Annotated in this window: 10 protein-coding genes and 2 rRNA genes; 6 read left to right on the top strand and 6 right to left on the bottom strand. The window is 42.9% G+C overall.

The window, feature by feature from the left end:
* Positions 1–3: 3 nt before the first annotated feature.
* Positions 4–216 (bottom strand): helix-turn-helix domain-containing protein, encoded by a 213-nt coding sequence (locus ACZ42E_RS04095; protein ID WP_464893179.1) that lies wholly within the window; start codon positions 214–216, stop codon positions 4–6.
* Positions 217–530: 314 nt separating this feature from the next.
* On the opposite strand from ACZ42E_RS04095, the gene ACZ42E_RS04090 reads away from it, so the two are divergent.
* A complete protein-coding gene (locus ACZ42E_RS04090) occupies positions 531–1,631 on the top strand; it encodes a PRK06851 family protein (protein WP_464893178.1) in 1,101 nt (366 codons plus the stop codon).
* 39 nt (positions 1,632–1,670) lie between these two features.
* Here the strand turns inward: ACZ42E_RS04090 and ACZ42E_RS04085 are convergent, their stop codons facing one another.
* Positions 1,671–2,879 carry a molybdopterin molybdotransferase MoeA gene (locus tag ACZ42E_RS04085; RefSeq protein ID WP_464893177.1) on the bottom strand — a complete coding sequence of 403 codons (1,209 nt, stop codon included), beginning with the start codon at positions 2,877–2,879 and terminating at the stop codon, positions 1,671–1,673.
* Between the two features lie 129 nt (positions 2,880–3,008).
* Here ACZ42E_RS04085 and ACZ42E_RS04080 point away from each other — a divergent pair, with 129 nt between their 5' ends.
* The 5 genes from ACZ42E_RS04080 (at position 3,009) to ACZ42E_RS04060 (ending at position 10,689) form a co-directional block, all read left to right on the top strand.
* Positions 3,009–4,925, top strand: coding sequence for a molybdopterin biosynthesis protein (locus tag ACZ42E_RS04080; RefSeq protein ID WP_464893176.1), 1,917 nt, complete (start codon positions 3,009–3,011; stop codon positions 4,923–4,925).
* Positions 4,926–5,121: 196 nt separating this feature from the next.
* Positions 5,122–8,280 carry a formate dehydrogenase-N subunit alpha gene (fdnG, locus tag ACZ42E_RS04075; RefSeq protein WP_464893175.1) on the top strand — a complete coding sequence of 1,053 codons (3,159 nt, stop codon included), beginning with the start codon at positions 5,122–5,124 and terminating at the stop codon, positions 8,278–8,280.
* A gap of 2 nt (positions 8,281–8,282) precedes the next feature.
* Positions 8,283–9,077 (top strand): 4Fe-4S dicluster domain-containing protein, encoded by a 795-nt coding sequence (locus ACZ42E_RS04070; RefSeq protein WP_464892941.1) that lies wholly within the window; start codon positions 8,283–8,285, stop codon positions 9,075–9,077.
* Positions 9,077–9,757, top strand: a complete 681-nt coding sequence (locus ACZ42E_RS04065) for a formate dehydrogenase subunit gamma (RefSeq protein WP_464892940.1) — start codon at positions 9,077–9,079, stop codon at positions 9,755–9,757. Before ACZ42E_RS04070 ends, ACZ42E_RS04065 begins: the two co-directional genes overlap by 1 nt.
* An 89-nt stretch (positions 9,758–9,846) precedes the next feature.
* On the top strand, positions 9,847–10,689 hold the full coding sequence (locus ACZ42E_RS04060) for a formate dehydrogenase accessory protein FdhE (protein WP_464893174.1): 843 nt from the start codon (positions 9,847–9,849) through the stop codon (positions 10,687–10,689).
* A 61-nt stretch (positions 10,690–10,750) separates the two neighbouring features.
* On the opposite strand, the gene ACZ42E_RS04055 is transcribed toward ACZ42E_RS04060, so the two are convergent.
* The 4 genes from ACZ42E_RS04055 to ACZ42E_RS04040 form a co-directional block, all read right to left on the bottom strand.
* Positions 10,751–12,109, bottom strand: a complete 1,359-nt coding sequence (locus ACZ42E_RS04055) for an acetyl-CoA hydrolase/transferase family protein (protein WP_464893173.1) — start codon at positions 12,107–12,109, stop codon at positions 10,751–10,753.
* Positions 12,110–12,342: 233 nt separating this feature from the next.
* On the bottom strand, positions 12,343–13,701 hold the full coding sequence (locus ACZ42E_RS04050) for an acetyl-CoA hydrolase/transferase family protein (RefSeq protein WP_464893172.1): 1,359 nt from the start codon (positions 13,699–13,701) through the stop codon (positions 12,343–12,345).
* Positions 13,702–13,990: 289 nt separating this feature from the next.
* Positions 13,991–14,105 (bottom strand): 5S ribosomal RNA (gene rrf / locus ACZ42E_RS04045).
* Positions 14,106–14,165: 60 nt separating this feature from the next.
* Positions 14,166–17,158, bottom strand: a 23S ribosomal RNA gene (locus ACZ42E_RS04040).
* Between the last annotated feature and the right edge of the window lie 102 nt (positions 17,159–17,260).

Here is a 17,260-nt window from a genome sequence, read left to right as displayed (position 1 = left end):
TAATCAATCCTCCGGCAATAATTTATCAAACTCTCCATTCGCTGTTTTTTTCCTGGCTCTACGTCTGTCTGCAGGTTTTTCCGCATCTTTGGGTATGATCCAAACATCACTAAGCTTGAAGGCTCCCGGTATTCTGCCTTCTTCACAAAGTATCTGAACTCTCCGCCTTGAAATATTCCACTTCTCAGCTGCTTCCTTCGCTGATAAATAATCCATTATAAACACCTCCATCCAGGAAGTCCATGAATCCATTATATTCCAACGTGCGAACAATTACAATAATTGGCTGGCTTTTTATTCCAGAGGTTTCTATTTACTTTGAGAAGGTCATAGACTCCAAAGATTAACCCAATAGCTTCCCGCAAGGAATTTTATATAAATTATCTGACAAACTTTTTATTTTGCGATGCCTAACCAGGATAAATTATTCCAAACTTAATGGATAATTTTTCTATATGCATTAAAGGAGTAAAGCTCTGGAAGATAACATATAAATTACAAAAAAGAGATCATTATGGAGGTGCATATATTTGGCTAATATACGGCACGTATTCCCGGGTGGCAACACCTGTCGCGGTTTTTACTCTTTCTATGATTATATGGTATCCCCCCAAGTCACGAGAAAATTTGTCCTCAAAGGAGGCCCGGGAGTAGGTAAATCAACATTCATGAAAAAAATGGGGGAAGATTTTTTTAACCAGGGTTTTGATATAGAATACCACTGGTGTTCTTCTGATAATAATTCATTGGATGGAGTGGTAATAGGGAATCACCAGTTCTGCTTTCTGGATGGAACGGCACCTCATATAGTAGATCCCAAATTTCCAGGCGCAGTGGATGAAATTATAAACCTGGGACAGTTCTGGGATTTAGATAAAATAGCTTCTCACCGCGAGGAAATCGAAAAACTGGGTAAAGATATATCCCTGTGTTTCTCCCGTGCCTATATGCGCTTAAAAGAAGCCAGCATTGCCTATGAAGAATGGAAATCTTACTTTGAAGAAGCAGCCGACAGCAATGCAGTAAAACGCAATATTATCGCCCTGTCCGGGGATTTTTTAAGCAATACAGCTGAAAAAAAGGGAAAAGCCAGGCATCTGTTTCCAGGAGCCATTACTCCGGAAGGCCTGGTAACCAAAATAAACAGTTTGATAAATGAAGACACTTCCATTTTTGCCGTCAGAGGAAGCCCGGGAAGCGGTATTGAAAAACTTTTTGCCTACACACTTGGTATAATAGAAATGCAGGATATAGCAGCCGAGATATATCATAATCCCTTCTATCCTGAAGAAATAGATTTAATACTGCTTCCTGCAAGCAATCGAGCCCTGCTTAATATTTCAGGCCATATATTTGATTATTCCTCCCTGGTTTTAAGCAGCAAATATAAACGCCTGTTAGATTTCGACCAGTTTGCCAGCAAATCTTTAATCGACTCCTATGCCAAACTTATACATTCCGCTCAAGAAAGAGTAGATACAGGAATTAAAGATGCAGTCCGTTTTATAAATACGGCCAAAAAATATCATGATGAACTTGAAAGTTTCTATATACCTGCTATGGACTTCACAGCAATAGAAGAGATGCGTCAAAATATTTTTAAGCAGGTTATAAACTCGCTGCAAAAATAGCAAAAAAGGCAAAGCTTTTTTAAGCTTTGCCTTAATTTTTCAAAACATGACTACCTCTATCTTTTCTCCTTTTAAAAAACCTTGTTTTTCATACGGGATATGTATATAGCCATCAGCCACAGCCAGAATACTCATCATGCCTGACTTGCCTAAAACAGGCCAGGCTTTAACTATCTCCTCATCATCTTTAAGCACCACCGGGATAAAATCATCCCTTCCTGCCTGTGAAGCAAGATTAACCTGCAAAACCGCTTCTCTTTTCACAGCTGGACTGTAACTTAACACAGGTTTTACCAGGACATAAAAAATAGTCAACGCAGAAACCGGATGTCCCGGAAGCCCGATTACCAGCTTTTCCCCTATTTTGGCTGCCATAGTCGGCTTACCCGGCTTTACAGCCAATCCATGAAATAAAAGCTGACAATCGGGAAAACTTTTGAGCACCTGCAAAGTAACATCCATAACCCCGACTGAACTTCCACCGGAAATTAAAACCATATCATTTTCCAGCAAAGCACTGTTAAGACAAGCTTTGAGCGCATCAAAATTATCCTTTATTATAGGATAATTTTGAGCTTCACACCCGCAGCCCAGAACAGCAGCTGCCAAACTGTAGCTGTTAACATCCCTTATCCTGGCTCCTTCAGGTCTTTCTTCAACAGGAATTATTTCATCCCCAGTTGAAATAATCCCTATATGGTAAGGCATAAAAACTTCCACTTCCGATATGCCCAGAGAAGCTAAAAATCCTATATCCTGAGGTCTTAAAACCTTTCCCTCAGCAAAAATCTTTTGCCCTATCCTCGCATCTTCTCCTTTTTTAATAATATTCTCTAAAGGAGCCACCGGCCTGTTTACCAAAACAGTATCTTCTCCCAGTTTTTCTGTATATTCCACCATAACCACCGCATCTGCATTTAACGGGAGCATGCCTCCCGTAGGTACCCATACACATGTGCCTTTTTTCAGCCTAAAGTCAGCTACTTCTCCCATCTTGATTTCACCTGTATACTGCAAAAAAGCAGGCATACTTTCTGTTGCCCCAAAAGTATCTTCTGCAATTACCGCATAGCCGTCCACTGTTGAACGGTCAAAAGGCGGCATATCTTCCGGACAAATAATATCTTGAGCCAATACCTTATTCCAGGCTTTATTAATATTAATCATATTTTTGAAAGGCAGGGGAAGATTATCTCTGATGCAGTTTAACGCTTCCTCATATTTTATTACCTTAAAAAATTCCGGCATATTAAACACCTCAAATCAAGTTGCTAAACATAATTATAAACAATTAAGCAAGAATTAAGAGACAAAATACTAAACATTATTATATAAATAGGCTAAAATGTAGAAAAAAAACAAAGGTGAGAAAGAGACATGGCAAGAAAAGTATACATTGACAACACTCCTTTGGATAAAGCTTTGGAAAAATTCATGCAGGAACTCGAAAATTGTTCCTATTTTACTGTTGAGGAAGAAGAAATAGACACTACAGAAGCCCAGGGACGTATTTTAAGCCAGGCTGTTTTTGCCCGCCTTTCTTCACCTCATTATCCTGCAGCAGCTATGGATGGAATAGCGGTAAAGGCTTCCTCCACATTCGGAGCAAATGAAAATAATCCGGTTCTTTTAAAGCCAGGCCAGGATTATATTGAAGTAGATACGGGGGATTACGTACCTCCAAACTTCGATGCGGTAATAATGATTGAAGAAGTCAACTTTGTCAACGGACAGGCTCAGATAATAAAACCAGCTGTCCCCTGGCAGCATATACGCTCTATCGGAGAAGACATAACCGCTTATGATATGATCTGCCCTGCTTTTACCGAAATAGGCCCGGAAGAAATCGGCTCTCTCCTAACAGCAGCAGTAAATAAAGTAAAAGTGGTTAAAAAACCTGTAATAGCCATAATCCCTACCGGAACTGAACTTGTCAATTACGGCAGCTATAATATGGCCCCCGGAGAAGTAATAGAATCCAACAGCCATGTACTGGGAGGATTATGTAAAAAATGGGGAGCAGATTACATACGCTGCAATATAGTACCTGATGATAAAAACAAACTTTTGGAAGCAGTAGAAAATATCAAAAACCAGGCAGACATGATAGTTATATGTTCTGGCTCCTCTGCTGGCAAGGAAGATTATACTGCCGAAATAGTAAACAAACTTGGTAAACTTTTGGTACACGGCATAGCTGTCCGTCCGGGCAAACCTGCCATACTGGGAATAATTGACAATAAGCCGGTAATAGGCGTTCCCGGTTATCCAGTTTCTGCCCATTTAATATTCAATATCTTTGCTAAACCGGTAATATATAAAAAACAGAAACGCGCCTTGCCAGAAGAACACTTTATAACCTGCAAAATATCCCGTAAACTTTCTTCTCCTATGGGAGTAGATGATTTTATACATGTTAATGTAGCTAATATAAAAAATCAGTATATCGCTTACCCTCTCAATAAAGGAGCAGGCATAACTACCAGTTTGGTTAAATCAGACGGCATTTTACATATACCGCGCGGAAGTGAAGGCATAGAAGCAGGAAATACCTGTAATGTAATACTCAAAACCCCTCTTTCCGTTATAGACAACACTTTAATATCTACCGGCAGCCATGATATAGCTCTGGATATACTGCGGGACCTGCTGCAGAAAAAACATAATGTTAGACTGGTATCCAACCATGCAGGAAGCATGGGAGGAATAATGTCCCTCATGCGGGGGGAAACCCATTTTTCCGGAATACATCTTTTAGATCCTCAAACTGGTGCATATAATACAAGTTACCTTAATAAATACCTTTCGAGACAGAAATGGCTGCTTATTCACCTGGCCAAACGCGAACAGGGCATAATTGTAAAAAAAGGTAATCCATTAAATATTAAAGGACTTTCTGATTTAGCCAATCCCGAAATTCGTTTCGTAAACAGGCAAAAAGGTTCAGGAACCAGAATATTGCTGGACTATCTTCTGCAAAAGCAAAATATAAACCCGGAAGTTATAAACGGCTACCAGCATGAAGAATATACTCATCTGGCCGTAGCTGCTGCAGTAAAGGGAGATGCCTGTGACGCAGGCTTAGGTATTTATGCAGCAGCCAAAATAATGGGATTGGATTTTATCCCTATTGCGGAAGAAAATTATGATCTTTGTTTTTTACCTGACCTCATGGATGAAAAATACCTTAAGTTTATACTCGACATTATAAAAGATGAAGAATTTGTGCAAAAACTAACTTTTATGGGGGGATATAACCTAAGCGAAAGCGGAAAAGCGGTAGCACAAAATTAGTTATTACTTTTTTTAATTATAAACATAATTTTTTTATATATATCGTGGTTTTTATGCTTGCAAAAAGGATTTTTAAGGCGCCTGTAGAACTTTTTCGATATATGTATTTTCTGAAATAAGTATTTTTAGCAAAATTAATTTGCTAAAATTAATTTTGTTTTAATATTAATTATGTGGGGAAAGGAGAGGGTGATGGATGCAGGTTACCAGAAGGCAGTTCTTAAAGGTAACCGGAGCCACTGCAGCAACTTTGGCTATTGCTGATCTTGGATTTGACACCAAAAAAGCCAAAGCTGCAGTAAAAGAACTCCGCATCAAAGATGTCACACCAGTTCCAACCGTATGCCCATTTTGCGCTTCCGGCTGCGGTCTGGTAGTTTATGCGGAGAACAAAGAAGGCAGTGAAACCAAATTATTAAGCGTACAGGGAGATCCTGACAATCCTATCAACCAGGGTTGTGCCTGCCCCAAGGGTGCAGCTATGTTCAACCTGAGGGAAATCTATGATCCGCACACAGGTGAACAAATCATTAACCCCAAACGGGTCAAAAAACCCTTATACCGCGCTCCTTACAGTGAAAAGTGGGAAGAAAAAGACTGGGATTGGATGCTGGATACTATTGCTCAGAGAATTAAAGAAACCAGGGATAACAGCTTTATCCACAAGGAAAACGGCATCATAGTCAACCGCACTGAAAAGATAGCTTCCATTGGCGGTTCAGGATTAGACAATGAAGAAGCTTATCTTTTATCAAAACTCATGCGCTCCCTGGGGGTAGTATATCTGGAAACCCAGGCCCGTATCTGACACTCCTCCACGGTGGCTGGTATGTCACCTGCATTTGGTCGTGGAGTAATGACCAACCATATGATTGACCTCAAGAATTCAGATGTAGTTCTGGTCATGGGCAGCAACATTGCGGAAAACCATCCTATCGGTATGAAATGGATAATGAAAGGTAAAGAAGAACGGGGAACTAAACTGATTCATGTTGATCCTCGCTTTACCAGAACTTCTGCGGTTGCTGATATTTACTGCCCCATCCGTCCGGGTACTGACATTGCATTTATCGGCGGAATGATAAAATACATCCTGGATAACGAACTTTATCACAAAGATTACGTAGTAAATTACACCAATGCTTCTTTCCTGATAAGAGAAGATTTTGACTTTAATGATGGCTTATTCTCTGGTTATGACCCTGCTAACCGCAAATACGACTTCACCACCTGGGACTACCAGTACGATGCCAATGGCAAAATCATAAAAGATGAAACTTTAAGTCATCCGCGCTGTGTATTCCAGCTCTTGAAGAAACATTATTCCCGCTACGACATCGATACGGTATGTAAAATAACCGGTGCACCCAAAAATAAATATATGCAGGTTCTGGAAACCTTCTGTGCAACCGGTGCTCCTGATAAAACCGGTACTATTTGTTATGCTATGGGCATAACCCAGCATACCGTAGGAAGCCAGAATGTAAGGGCATTTACTATATTACAATTACTTTTAGGGAATATTGGCCGTCCGGGTGGCGGAATAAACGCTCTGCGCGGGGAAAACAATGTACAGGGTGCAACTGATATGGCATTATTATTCCATATACTCCCTGCTTACATTGATTCACCGACTAATTCTGAAGATTACAAAGACTTGCTCTCCTATATTCGCAAAACTACTCCCGGGGCAGCCAAGCTAAAATTTAACAGCCTGGAAGAATTCCGTGAACTGGTAAAAGCGGGTATTCCTTATTCCGGCTGGAGAGTTCATACCTCCAAGTGGATTGTAAGCCTTTTGAAGGCATGGTATGGCGATGCGGCCACTCCGGAAAACGATTTTGCTTATCACTATCTGCCCAAACGGGATGACAAGAAGAACTATTCTCACATAGCTTTGTTTGAAGCCATGTACAATGGTGAAATCGAAGGCCTCATTATAAACGGCTCCAATCCGGTAGTAGGCGGACCTAATGCCAACAAAGAACAGGAAGCCTTAACCAAACTTAAATGGATGGTAGCTATTGACCTGTGGCTGACAGAAACTGCCGAATTCTGGACCTATAAAGCCTGGGATCGCCCGGTAAATAACCCGAATGTTCCCAAATACACTCCCAAAGATATTGCGACAGAAGTATTCTTCCTCCCGGCCGCTGCGGTTTATGAAAAAGAAGGAACTGCATCCCAGACCGGAAGATGGGTACAGTTCCGGTGGAAAGCTGTAGAGCCGGTAGGAGAATCCAAGGCTGACCTCTGGATCTACAATGAGCTTGGCAAGAGGTTAAAGAAACTCTACGCCGGCAGCAAACGTCCGGAAGATGAGCCTATAGTAAACATGACCTGGAATTATGACAGCGAAAACGGCCATGATGAGCCCGACATCTTTAAAGTAGCCAAAGAAATCTGCGGTTATAATGTAAAAGACGGCACGCCGGTAGAAGGATTTGCCAAACTGGCCGATGATGGCAGCACCGCCTGTGGTAACTGGGTATATTGTGGAGCAGCTACTTTGAAAGACGGCAAATTCCTCTACAAACCACAAATGAGAGAAAAAGAAGATCCCTCCGGCCTCGGTTTATATCCCAAGTGGGGATGGGCTTGGCCTATGAACCGCAGGATAGTTTACAACCGCTGCTCCGTACAGCCGGACGGCATAACCCCATGGCCGGGAGATGAAAATAGACGCTTGGTATGGTGGGATGGCACTAAAGGTGAATGGACAGGTGTAGATGTTCCCGACTTCATAAAAACAGTCGGCCCCGACAATCCGGCTTTTAAAGATCCATTCATCATGCGTCCGGAAGGTAAAGGTTGTCTGTTTGCTGCAAAAAGCAGCATGAAAGACGGTCCTTTCCCTGAACATTATGAGCCATGGGAAAGCCCGGTAGCCAATATGCTCAACAGTCAGCCTTTAAACCCGGCAGCCAAGGTTTGGGAACCGGATAAACAAGGCAGTGCCGATAAATATCCTATTGTTGCAACTACCTACCGCGTAGTTGAACACTGGCAGGCTGGAGCTTTAACCCGCAATCTGCCCTGGCTGGCAGAGCTTATGCCCAATATGTTTGTAGAAATAAGTGAAGAACTGGCCAAAGCAAAAGGTATAAGAAACGGTGATGAAGTCATCATATCTACTGCCCGCGGCGATGTTAAGGCTATTGCCTGCGTAACCAAACGTATTAAACCGTTAAATGTAGCAGGCAAAAAAGTTCACCATATTGGGCTTGTTTGGCATTATGGATTTAACGGCTATGCCAAAGGTGATCCGGCTAACCGCTTGACTCCACATATAGGTGATGCTAATACTATGTGTCCTGAATACAAGGCATGGCTGTGCGATATAAGGAGGGCTTAGGTATGGCAAACATGACTAACCTTTATGATACAAGCAAATGTACTGCCTGCCGCGCTTGTCAGGTAGCCTGCAAAAACTGGAACCAGCTGCCGGCAGTAATCGAACCTTTCAAAGGCAATTACCAGACCCATGAAGATACTAATGGTGACACCTATACTATAGTCCGCATGATGGAATATGAAGACCCGGTAGACGGCGTACAGTGGAAATTCCTTAAATATCAATGTATGCACTGTTCAGACCCGGCATGTATGAAAGTATGCCCCCGGGGAGCTTATACTAAAACCGAATGGGGAGCAACCATCCATGATCCGGATAAATGCATAGGCTGTCAATACTGCAGTTATGCCTGCCCCTTCCATATACCTAAATATCGCAAACGTGAAGACATAGTCGCTAAATGCACCTTATGCGCAGATCGGGTAGAAGCAGGTCTTACACCAGCCTGCGCAGCTACCTGCGCCCCCGGAGCTTTAATGTTTGGAGATCGTGACGAACTCCTGCAGTATGCAGAAGAAAGGGTTAAATATTTAAGAGCCAATGGCTATCCCAATGCCACTATCTATGGGAAAACAGAGCTGGGAGGGCTTAACAAAATATATATCTTAACAGATACTCCTGACAAGTTTGGTCTGCCTGTCAATCCGCAGGTGGCTGAAAGTGTTGGCTTCTGGCAGAATATTGTACAGCCTTATTTTGGCTGGCTAATACCATTGGCTCTGGCTGGTTCAGCTGTAAGTTTCGTAACTACCCGCATTTTAGCCAACAAGCATAAGGATGAAGGGGGGCATGAATAATGCAGCTTTTAACCGAATATCGTGAAGATGTGGAGAGAGTGGAAAGGTTTAACTTTGTATCTCGCTTAACCCACTGGGGACATACTGTAACCTTTTTACTCTGCCTTTTCACCGGGCTGGTACTGTTTTTAGACGGGGTAGACTGGCTGGCTGCCATATTCGGCGGCTACCGGGGAGCCGGTCTGGTGCATAGAATATCAGCAGTATTCATGACTTTATTCATAATAATATTTGTAGTATTTAACTTCAAAGTCATGGTTAACTGGATAAAAGACATCCTGCGTTTTGGCAAAAATGACATAATATTTGTCATGAAATTCCCGTTAGAGTTTTTGGGATTTGAGGTAAAAATGCCGCCCCAGACCAAATTCAACGGAGGAGAAAAAGGGAACTCCATTATCACCCCTACCTGTGTAATACTGCTGGTGCTCAGCGGATATATAATGTGGTTCCCATCAGCTTTTTCTCCCGGTCTGGTAAGGATAGCTTATCCTGTTCATGATATAGCTATGATCCTCTCAACCTGTATGGTATGTATGCACGGATATTTAGGTTCTTTCCATCCTGGCTCCGGTGAATCTTTCTGGGGTATGTGGAAAGGTACCGTAAGAGCAGATTGGGCTAAACATCACCATGCTATATGGTATGAAGAAACTTATGGTGAAAAAAAAGCTGAATAAAATTTGAGAAAGAAAATCATATAATTTACGGGGAGTACAAACTCCCCTTTTTCTCACAATAAAAACCGGAACAAGGAGGAAACTGTAAAATGATGCAGCGCCAAATACCAGTCGAACTTCCGCCAGGCTATATAGACTTTTTTCAAAATCTAGAAAGCTGGCAAAATGAACAGGAAATACTTTTAAAAAAAACTATCTCCTTTCCTAAAGCAGATTTGATTAAAATACTTACTGAATACAAAAAACCTTTGGTACAAATAAAAAAAATAGACATCCCTGCTGATAAATATAAGGATTTACTGCTGAAATTTTTGGCTTTTTTGAGTTCAGCACGTCCTGATACAGCTGAAAAAATCAAAAATATTGAAAAAAATATCGAAATCCTGGATATAGATCAAGTAATTAATCATCTTATCTTAAACGAAAATGAATTTTTAAATGATTTAACCAAAAAACTTGATATTTCAGCCGAACTGCTCTTATTCATTCTTGACCACACATTAAGGCCGTTTTTACGAATTTTAGCTGCCCCCTACAGTCAGGAATTATTAGAAAAAGAATATAGCACCTGGGAGTTTCCAAGCATATGCCCTGTATGTGGAGCTAAATCCAACATAAGCAGGCTCAGAGCCGAAGATGGACGCCGTTTTATGTTTTGTGACCGCTGTTTTATGGAATGGGAAACTGCCTACTTAAAATGTGTTCACTGTGGTAACAACGAACCGCACACTATTCGCTACATAAATGTAGAAAATGATGACGCATATCAGATATATATATGTGAAAAATGCAAAGGATATCTTAAAACTTATGATGAGCGTCAGACTGGAACTAAAGTGGACCTATTTATAACCAATATGGAAACTATTTATCTTGATATGCTGGCTCAAGAAAAAGGTTATCAAAACCACGAAAATAACGGGAATAACTAAAACATGCAAAAAGGTCGCCTTTCTCTATGGCGACCTTCATTTTATAATTGTTGATTTTCATTTAATCAATTTTATTCGTCCTTCTCCAGATACCTGCCTCATGAGCTGCCTTTATTAAATCATCCCGGAATTTCGGGTGGGCAAGTTCAATGATGTTTTCTGTTCTTACCCATTGATTCTGCGCCCGCATTTTCTTTACTCCATATTCAGTTACAATATAGTCTACCATATGTCTGGTGATCGTTACCGAAGTTCCTGGCTTAAATACAGGTACAATTCTTGATACCAGATTGGCATCTTTATCAGTATAAGTTGAAGGCAAACATATAAAACTTCTGCCGCCTTTAGACCACTGAGCACCCAGAGTAAAGTCTGTCATTCCCCCATTACCTGATATCTGTTTAAAACCATCACTTTCTGCATTAACCTGAGTTAACAAATCAACCTGTACAGCCTGATTGATGGATACAAAATTATCATTAAGGGCAATAATCCTGGGATCATTGGTATAATCCACACTATAAATGGCTAAGCCTGGATTCCTGTCCAAAAATTCATACAACCTTTTCGTCCCCAGAGCAAATGTATATACAGCTTTCCCTTTGTCTATATTCTTTCTTAAACCAGTAGCAATTCCTTTTTCAATCATATCTATAAAAGCATCCACAAACATTTCGGTATGAATTCCTATATCCTTTAAATCTGAATCAGCAATCAATTGTCCAACTGCGTTGGGCATCGCTCCAATACCTAATTGTATACAGTCACCATCATGAATATATTCCAAAAGATTTTTAGCTATCTGCATATCAGCTTCCGTGGGCTGTGGCAATACTGGAGCAGCAAATATTTCCTGATCATCAGGCGCTTCAACTATATAATCTACCTGGGATATATGTACTGCTTCTTTAATACCTCCATAGCATACCGGCATATTTTTATTTACTTCAACAACCCTTACCCTTGAATTCAAAAAACATTCCAGAGCCTCTGAACAGTTAGGTCCAAAATTAAAATATCCTCTCTCATCCATAGGAGCTACCTGATGCCAGTGATGATCTGTTCCCTTAAGGTTATTAACTTCACCAGCCTTAACAAATATAGTTGAAACATGATAAAGTAAGGGTGCATAAACAACAGCTGGATAATATTCAGCCAATCTTCTGGTTAAAGCACTCCAGTGCCAGTCCTGATAAACAAAACTTTCAGGATACTGTACAACTTCCGGGATTGGTGGTACAGTCACGGCACCAGCTACCAATACATCTCTCAATTCTTCATGTCTTTCCGCCAGTGCTTTTACAAGCTGCACCGGTTTGCCATTAAAATAACCTAACTTAATCCCCTCTCCTGATTTAACCATTTTTGCAACTTCTTCAGCCGTAGTAAGTTTTCTCTTATATTCCTCCCAATATGCCATTTTATTCCCCCCTAGTATAAACTTTTTTGCATTAAATATTACTTAAATGTATTTTAGTTGTATTTTATATTTTATCATAATATTTTATTAAATTTAATAATTAATTTTACATAATATCTTATAAATTAAAACAAAAAATGATATTTTATGCTAAACGTAATTAACAATTATATTTTTATAAAATAAAAAAGTCGCCATATTATGGCGACCCTTAATAATCTGCTGAAATTTATTTAATCAATTTTATTTGTTCTCCTCCAGATACCTGCTTTATGAGCTGCCTTTATTAAATCATCCCGGAATTTCGGATGGGCAAGTTCAATAATGTTTTCTGTCCTTACCCATTGATTCTGTGCCCGCATTTTCTTTACCCCATATTCAGTAGCTATATAATCAACCAAATGTCTGGAAATAGTTACCGAGGTTCCTGGTTCAAATGTCGGTACTATACGGGACACCAGGTTACCATCTTTGTCTGTATAGGTAGAAGGAAGGCATATAAAACTTTTTCCTCCCTTGGACCACTGAGCGCCTAAAACAAAATCAGTCATTCCTCCGTTGCCTGAAATCTGCCTGAATCCAGAACTCTCTGCATTAACCTGAGTTAACAAATCTACCTGAACAGCCTGATTTATTGATATAAAATTATCATGCATTGCTACCACACGAGGATCATTCACATAATCCACGCTGTAGGTTGCCAGAGCTGTATTTTCATGCATAAAATCATAAAGTTTCTGAGTACCTAAAGCAAAAGTATAAACAGCTTTAAACTTATCGAATTTTTTCTTCGCTCCAGTAGCTACACCTGCCTCAATCATATCCATAAAAGCATCCACAAACATTTCCGTATGTATCCCTATATCCTTTACTCCAGCATCCTTTAAAATTTTCCCAATGGCATTGGGAAGTCCCCCTATTCCTAACTGCAAGCAACATCCGTCATGTATATACTGAACTAAATGTTCTGCCATCTTTTTTTCTACCTCAGTAGGAGGCGGTACCTGAGGCAGAGCTGCCAATTTCTGATCTTCTGGAGCTTCCACAATAAAATCGATCTGGGATATATGAATAGCTTCCTGGCTTCCACCTAAACAACGCGGCATATTCTTATTTACCTCTACGCATCTATATTTGGTGTTCAAAAAGCTGGTTAGTGATTCAGAACAATTAGGACCAAAATTAAAAAATCCGTTTTCATCCATCGGTCCTACCTGCTGCCAGCACCAATCTACCTTTCTTCCCTGATTGACTTCACCATTCTGTATGCAATCAACACATGTATGATATAACATAGGTGCATATGTAATATTATCATAATAATTTCTCAAAGCTCTGGTAGCAGCACTCCAGTGCCAATCCTGGTAAAGAAAGCTCTCTGGATAACTTATAACTTCCGGAATAGGAGGCATGGTAACACAGCACATAAGCAAAACATCACGTAATTCTTCATGTCTTTCCGCCAAAGCCTTAATTAAGGTTACCGGCTTGCCATTAAAATAACCTAATTTAATAGTCTGTCCTGACTGAACTTTGGCAGCAACCTCCTCTGCCGTAGTAAGTTTTGCCTTATACTCATCCCAGTATGACATCTTATCCCCCCATTATAAATCTATTTATAAATGGTAATTTTATAAATTTTTATTTATGTTAATATTTTATCACAAATTTTGTTTTTTTGTATAAAAAAATTACAAAAATATAATATAAATTATTAAATATTACATTTATAATAAATATCACGTCATAACATCACAAATATAATAAAAATTACGGTAATATTATATTTGTAATGAAACTGAAACAGGGGACGGTTCTCTGTTTCACTAAAGTGAAACAGAGAACCGTCCCCTGTTTCAGACTGTTTCAGAAAAAAATAAATCCTGGCAACGACCTACTCTCCCACAGCTTCAGCTGCAGTACCATCGGCGCTGGAGGGCTTAACTTCCGTGTTCGGGATGGGTACGGGTGTTTCCCCTCCGCTATCGTCACCAGGAATTCTTCTTCCCTGAATCCCTCAAAACTGCAGATAGCGCTTCCTTCACCTCAAGGCTCCTAGGTCAAGACCTCGATCTATTAGTACCGGTCGGCTTAATACATCGCTGTACTTACACCCCCGGCCTATCTACCACCTAGACTCGATGGGATCTTACCTCCTTACCGGAGTGGGAGAACTCATCTTGGGGTTGGCTTCGCGCTTAGATGCTTTCAGCGCTTATCCATTCCAGACATAGCTACCCAGCTGTGCCCCTGGCGAGACAACTGGTACACCAGCGGTCTGTCCATCCCGGTCCTCTCGTACTAGGGACAGCTCCCCTCAATTCTCCTGCGCCTGCGATGGATAGGGACCGAACTGTCTCACGACGTTCTGAACCCAGCTCACGTACCACTTTAATGGGCGAACAGCCCAACCCTTGGGACCTTCTCCAGCCCCAGGATGTGATGAGCCGACATCGAGGTGCCAAACCTCCCCGTCGATGTGAACTCTTGGGGGAGATAAGCCTGTTATCCCCGGGGTAGCTTTTATCCGATGAGCGACGGCCCTTCCACTCGGTACTGCCGGATCACTAAGCCCGACTTTCGTCCCTGCTCGAAATGTCTCTCTCGCAGTCAAGCTCCCTTCTGCCTTTACACTCTACGCGCGATTTCCATCCGCGCTGAGGGAACCTTTGGGCGCCTCCGTTACCCTTTAGGAGGCGACCGCCCCAGTCAAACTGCCCACCTGACACTGTCCCTGCACCAGCTTATGGTGCCAGGTTAGAACCCCAGTAATCCAAGAGTGGTATCCCACCAGCGGCTCCAGCAGACCTGGCGACCTGCTTTCTCTGCCTCCCACCTATCCTGTACATGGACTACCAAGATCCAATGTCAAGCTGCAGTAAAGCTCCACGGGGTCTTTCTGTCCTATCGCAGGTAATCGGCATCTTCACCGATACTACAATTTCACCGAGCCCCTCGTCGAGACAGTGCCCAGATCGTTACGCCTTTCGTGCGGGTCTGAACTTACCAGACAAGGAATTTCGCTACCTTAGGACCGTTATAGTTACGGCCGCCGTTCACTGGGGCTTCGGTTCAGAGCTTCGCCCTCTCGAGCTAACCCTTCCCCTTAACCTTCCAGCACCGGGCAGGCGTCAGCCTCTATACTTCATCTTTCGATTTCGCAGAGACCTGTGTTTTTGGTAAACAGTCGCCTGGGCCTATTCTCTGCGGCTCTCTCACGCTCGCTAACGTCTGCTAGCTCACGCTACCAGAGCACCCCTTCTCCCGAAGTTACGGGGTCATTTTGCCGAGTTCCTTAACGAGGGTTCTCTCGCGCGCCTTAGGATTCTCTCCTCGCCTACCTGTGTCGGTTTGCGGTACGGGCACCCTGCTTCTCGCTAGAGGCTTTTCTCGGCAGTCTGGATTCAGTGACTTCGGTACTTCCTTTCCCTCCCCTTCACACCTCAGGATCCCGTGAGGCGGATTTGCCTACCTCACTCCCTACGTGCTTGGACGCACTCTTCCATCCGTGCGCTTCACCTATCCTCCTGCGTCACCCCTTCGCTCAAACGAAGCTCGGGTGGCACTGGAATCTCAACCAGTTATCCATCCCCTACGCCCTTAGGCCTCGGGTTAGGTCCCGGCTTACCCTGGGCGGACGAGCCTTCCCCAGGAATCCTTAGGCTTCCGGCGGGCAGGATTCTCACCTGCCTTCTCGCTTACTCATGCCAGCATTCTCTCTTCCTGTAAGTCCACCACTCCTTTCGGTATGGCTTCTGCCCTACAGGAATGCTCCCCTACCAATTACCTTCCACGGTAATTCCGTAGCTTCGGTACTATGCTTAGCCCCGTTATATTTTCGGCGCAGTGCCACTTGACCAGTGAGCTGTTACGCACTCTTTAAATGATGGCTGCTTCTAAGCCAACATCCTGGCTGTCTTCGTAGCACTACCTCCTTTCCCACTTAGCATAGATTTCGGGACCTTAGCTGACGGTCTGGGCTCTTTCCCTCTCGTCCATGAACCTTATCACCCATGGACTGACTGCCAGTCACCACCTTATGGTATTCGCAGTTTGGGAAGGTTCGGTAACCCGGTAAGGCCCCTAGCCTAACCAGTGCTCTACCCCCATAAGGCTCCTAACTGACGCTAGCCCTAAAGCTATTTCGGGGAGAACCAGCTATATCCGAGTTCGATTGGCATTTCACCCCTATCCACAGCTCATCCACGTACTTTTCAACGTACTCTGGTTCGGGCCTCCACGATGTGCTACCATCGCTTCACCCTGGCCATGGATAGATCACCCGGTTTCGGGTCTACGGCAACAAACTTAGCGCCCTCTTCAGACTCGCTTTCGCTTCGGCTCCGCCCTTCTCAGGCTTAACCTCGCTTGCTACCGTAACTCGCTGGCCCATTCTGCAAAAGGTACGCAGTCACACGCTCTCAATCGTGCTCCTACCGCTTGTAGGCATACGGTTTCAGGTTCTATTTCACTCCCCTCCCGGGGTGCTTTTCACCTTTCCCTCACGGTACTCTCCACTATCGGTCGCCAGGTAGTATTTAGCCTTGGAGGGTGGTCCCCCCTGCTTCCCACCAGATTCCACGTGTCCAGTGGTACTCGGGATTGCCGCCTAACTGCTGCGCAAATTTCGGGTACGAGGCTTTCACTCCCTGTGGCCCAGCTTTCCAGCTGCGTTCCCCTATTCGCTCCGCAGTTACGTATAGTCTGCAACCTATACCCGCGACATCCCTCAACCCCTGTTAAGCAACGCTTGCAGGCTTCTACACTTAACAGGTTTGGGCTCCTCCCCGTTCGCTCGCCGCTACTTGGGGAATCTCTCTTGATTTCTTCTCCTCCGGTTACTAAGATGTTTCAGTTCACCGGGTTTCGCCCCTCATGCCCTATGTGTTCAGGCATGGGTGACAGAGGTTCTCCTCTGCCGGGTTCCCCCATTCGGACATCCACGGATCTACGCTCGCTTGCAGCTACCCGTGGCTTTTCGCAGCTTGCCACGTCCTTCTTCGCCTCCTGGCGCCTAGGCATCCACCGTACGCCCTTACTATCTTGACCTATTCCTACGCGCGATTCACCCTTCGGTGAAATCTCCCTACGCTATCTGCAGTTTTCAAAGATCCTCTCTATATTATATACATAAAACGAACAGCAAGGCCT

Source organism: Thermosyntropha tengcongensis, from assembly GCF_055381335.1.
The sequence above is the reverse complement of the archived record's forward strand: the minus strand, read 5'-3'. Positions and strand labels throughout refer to the sequence as shown.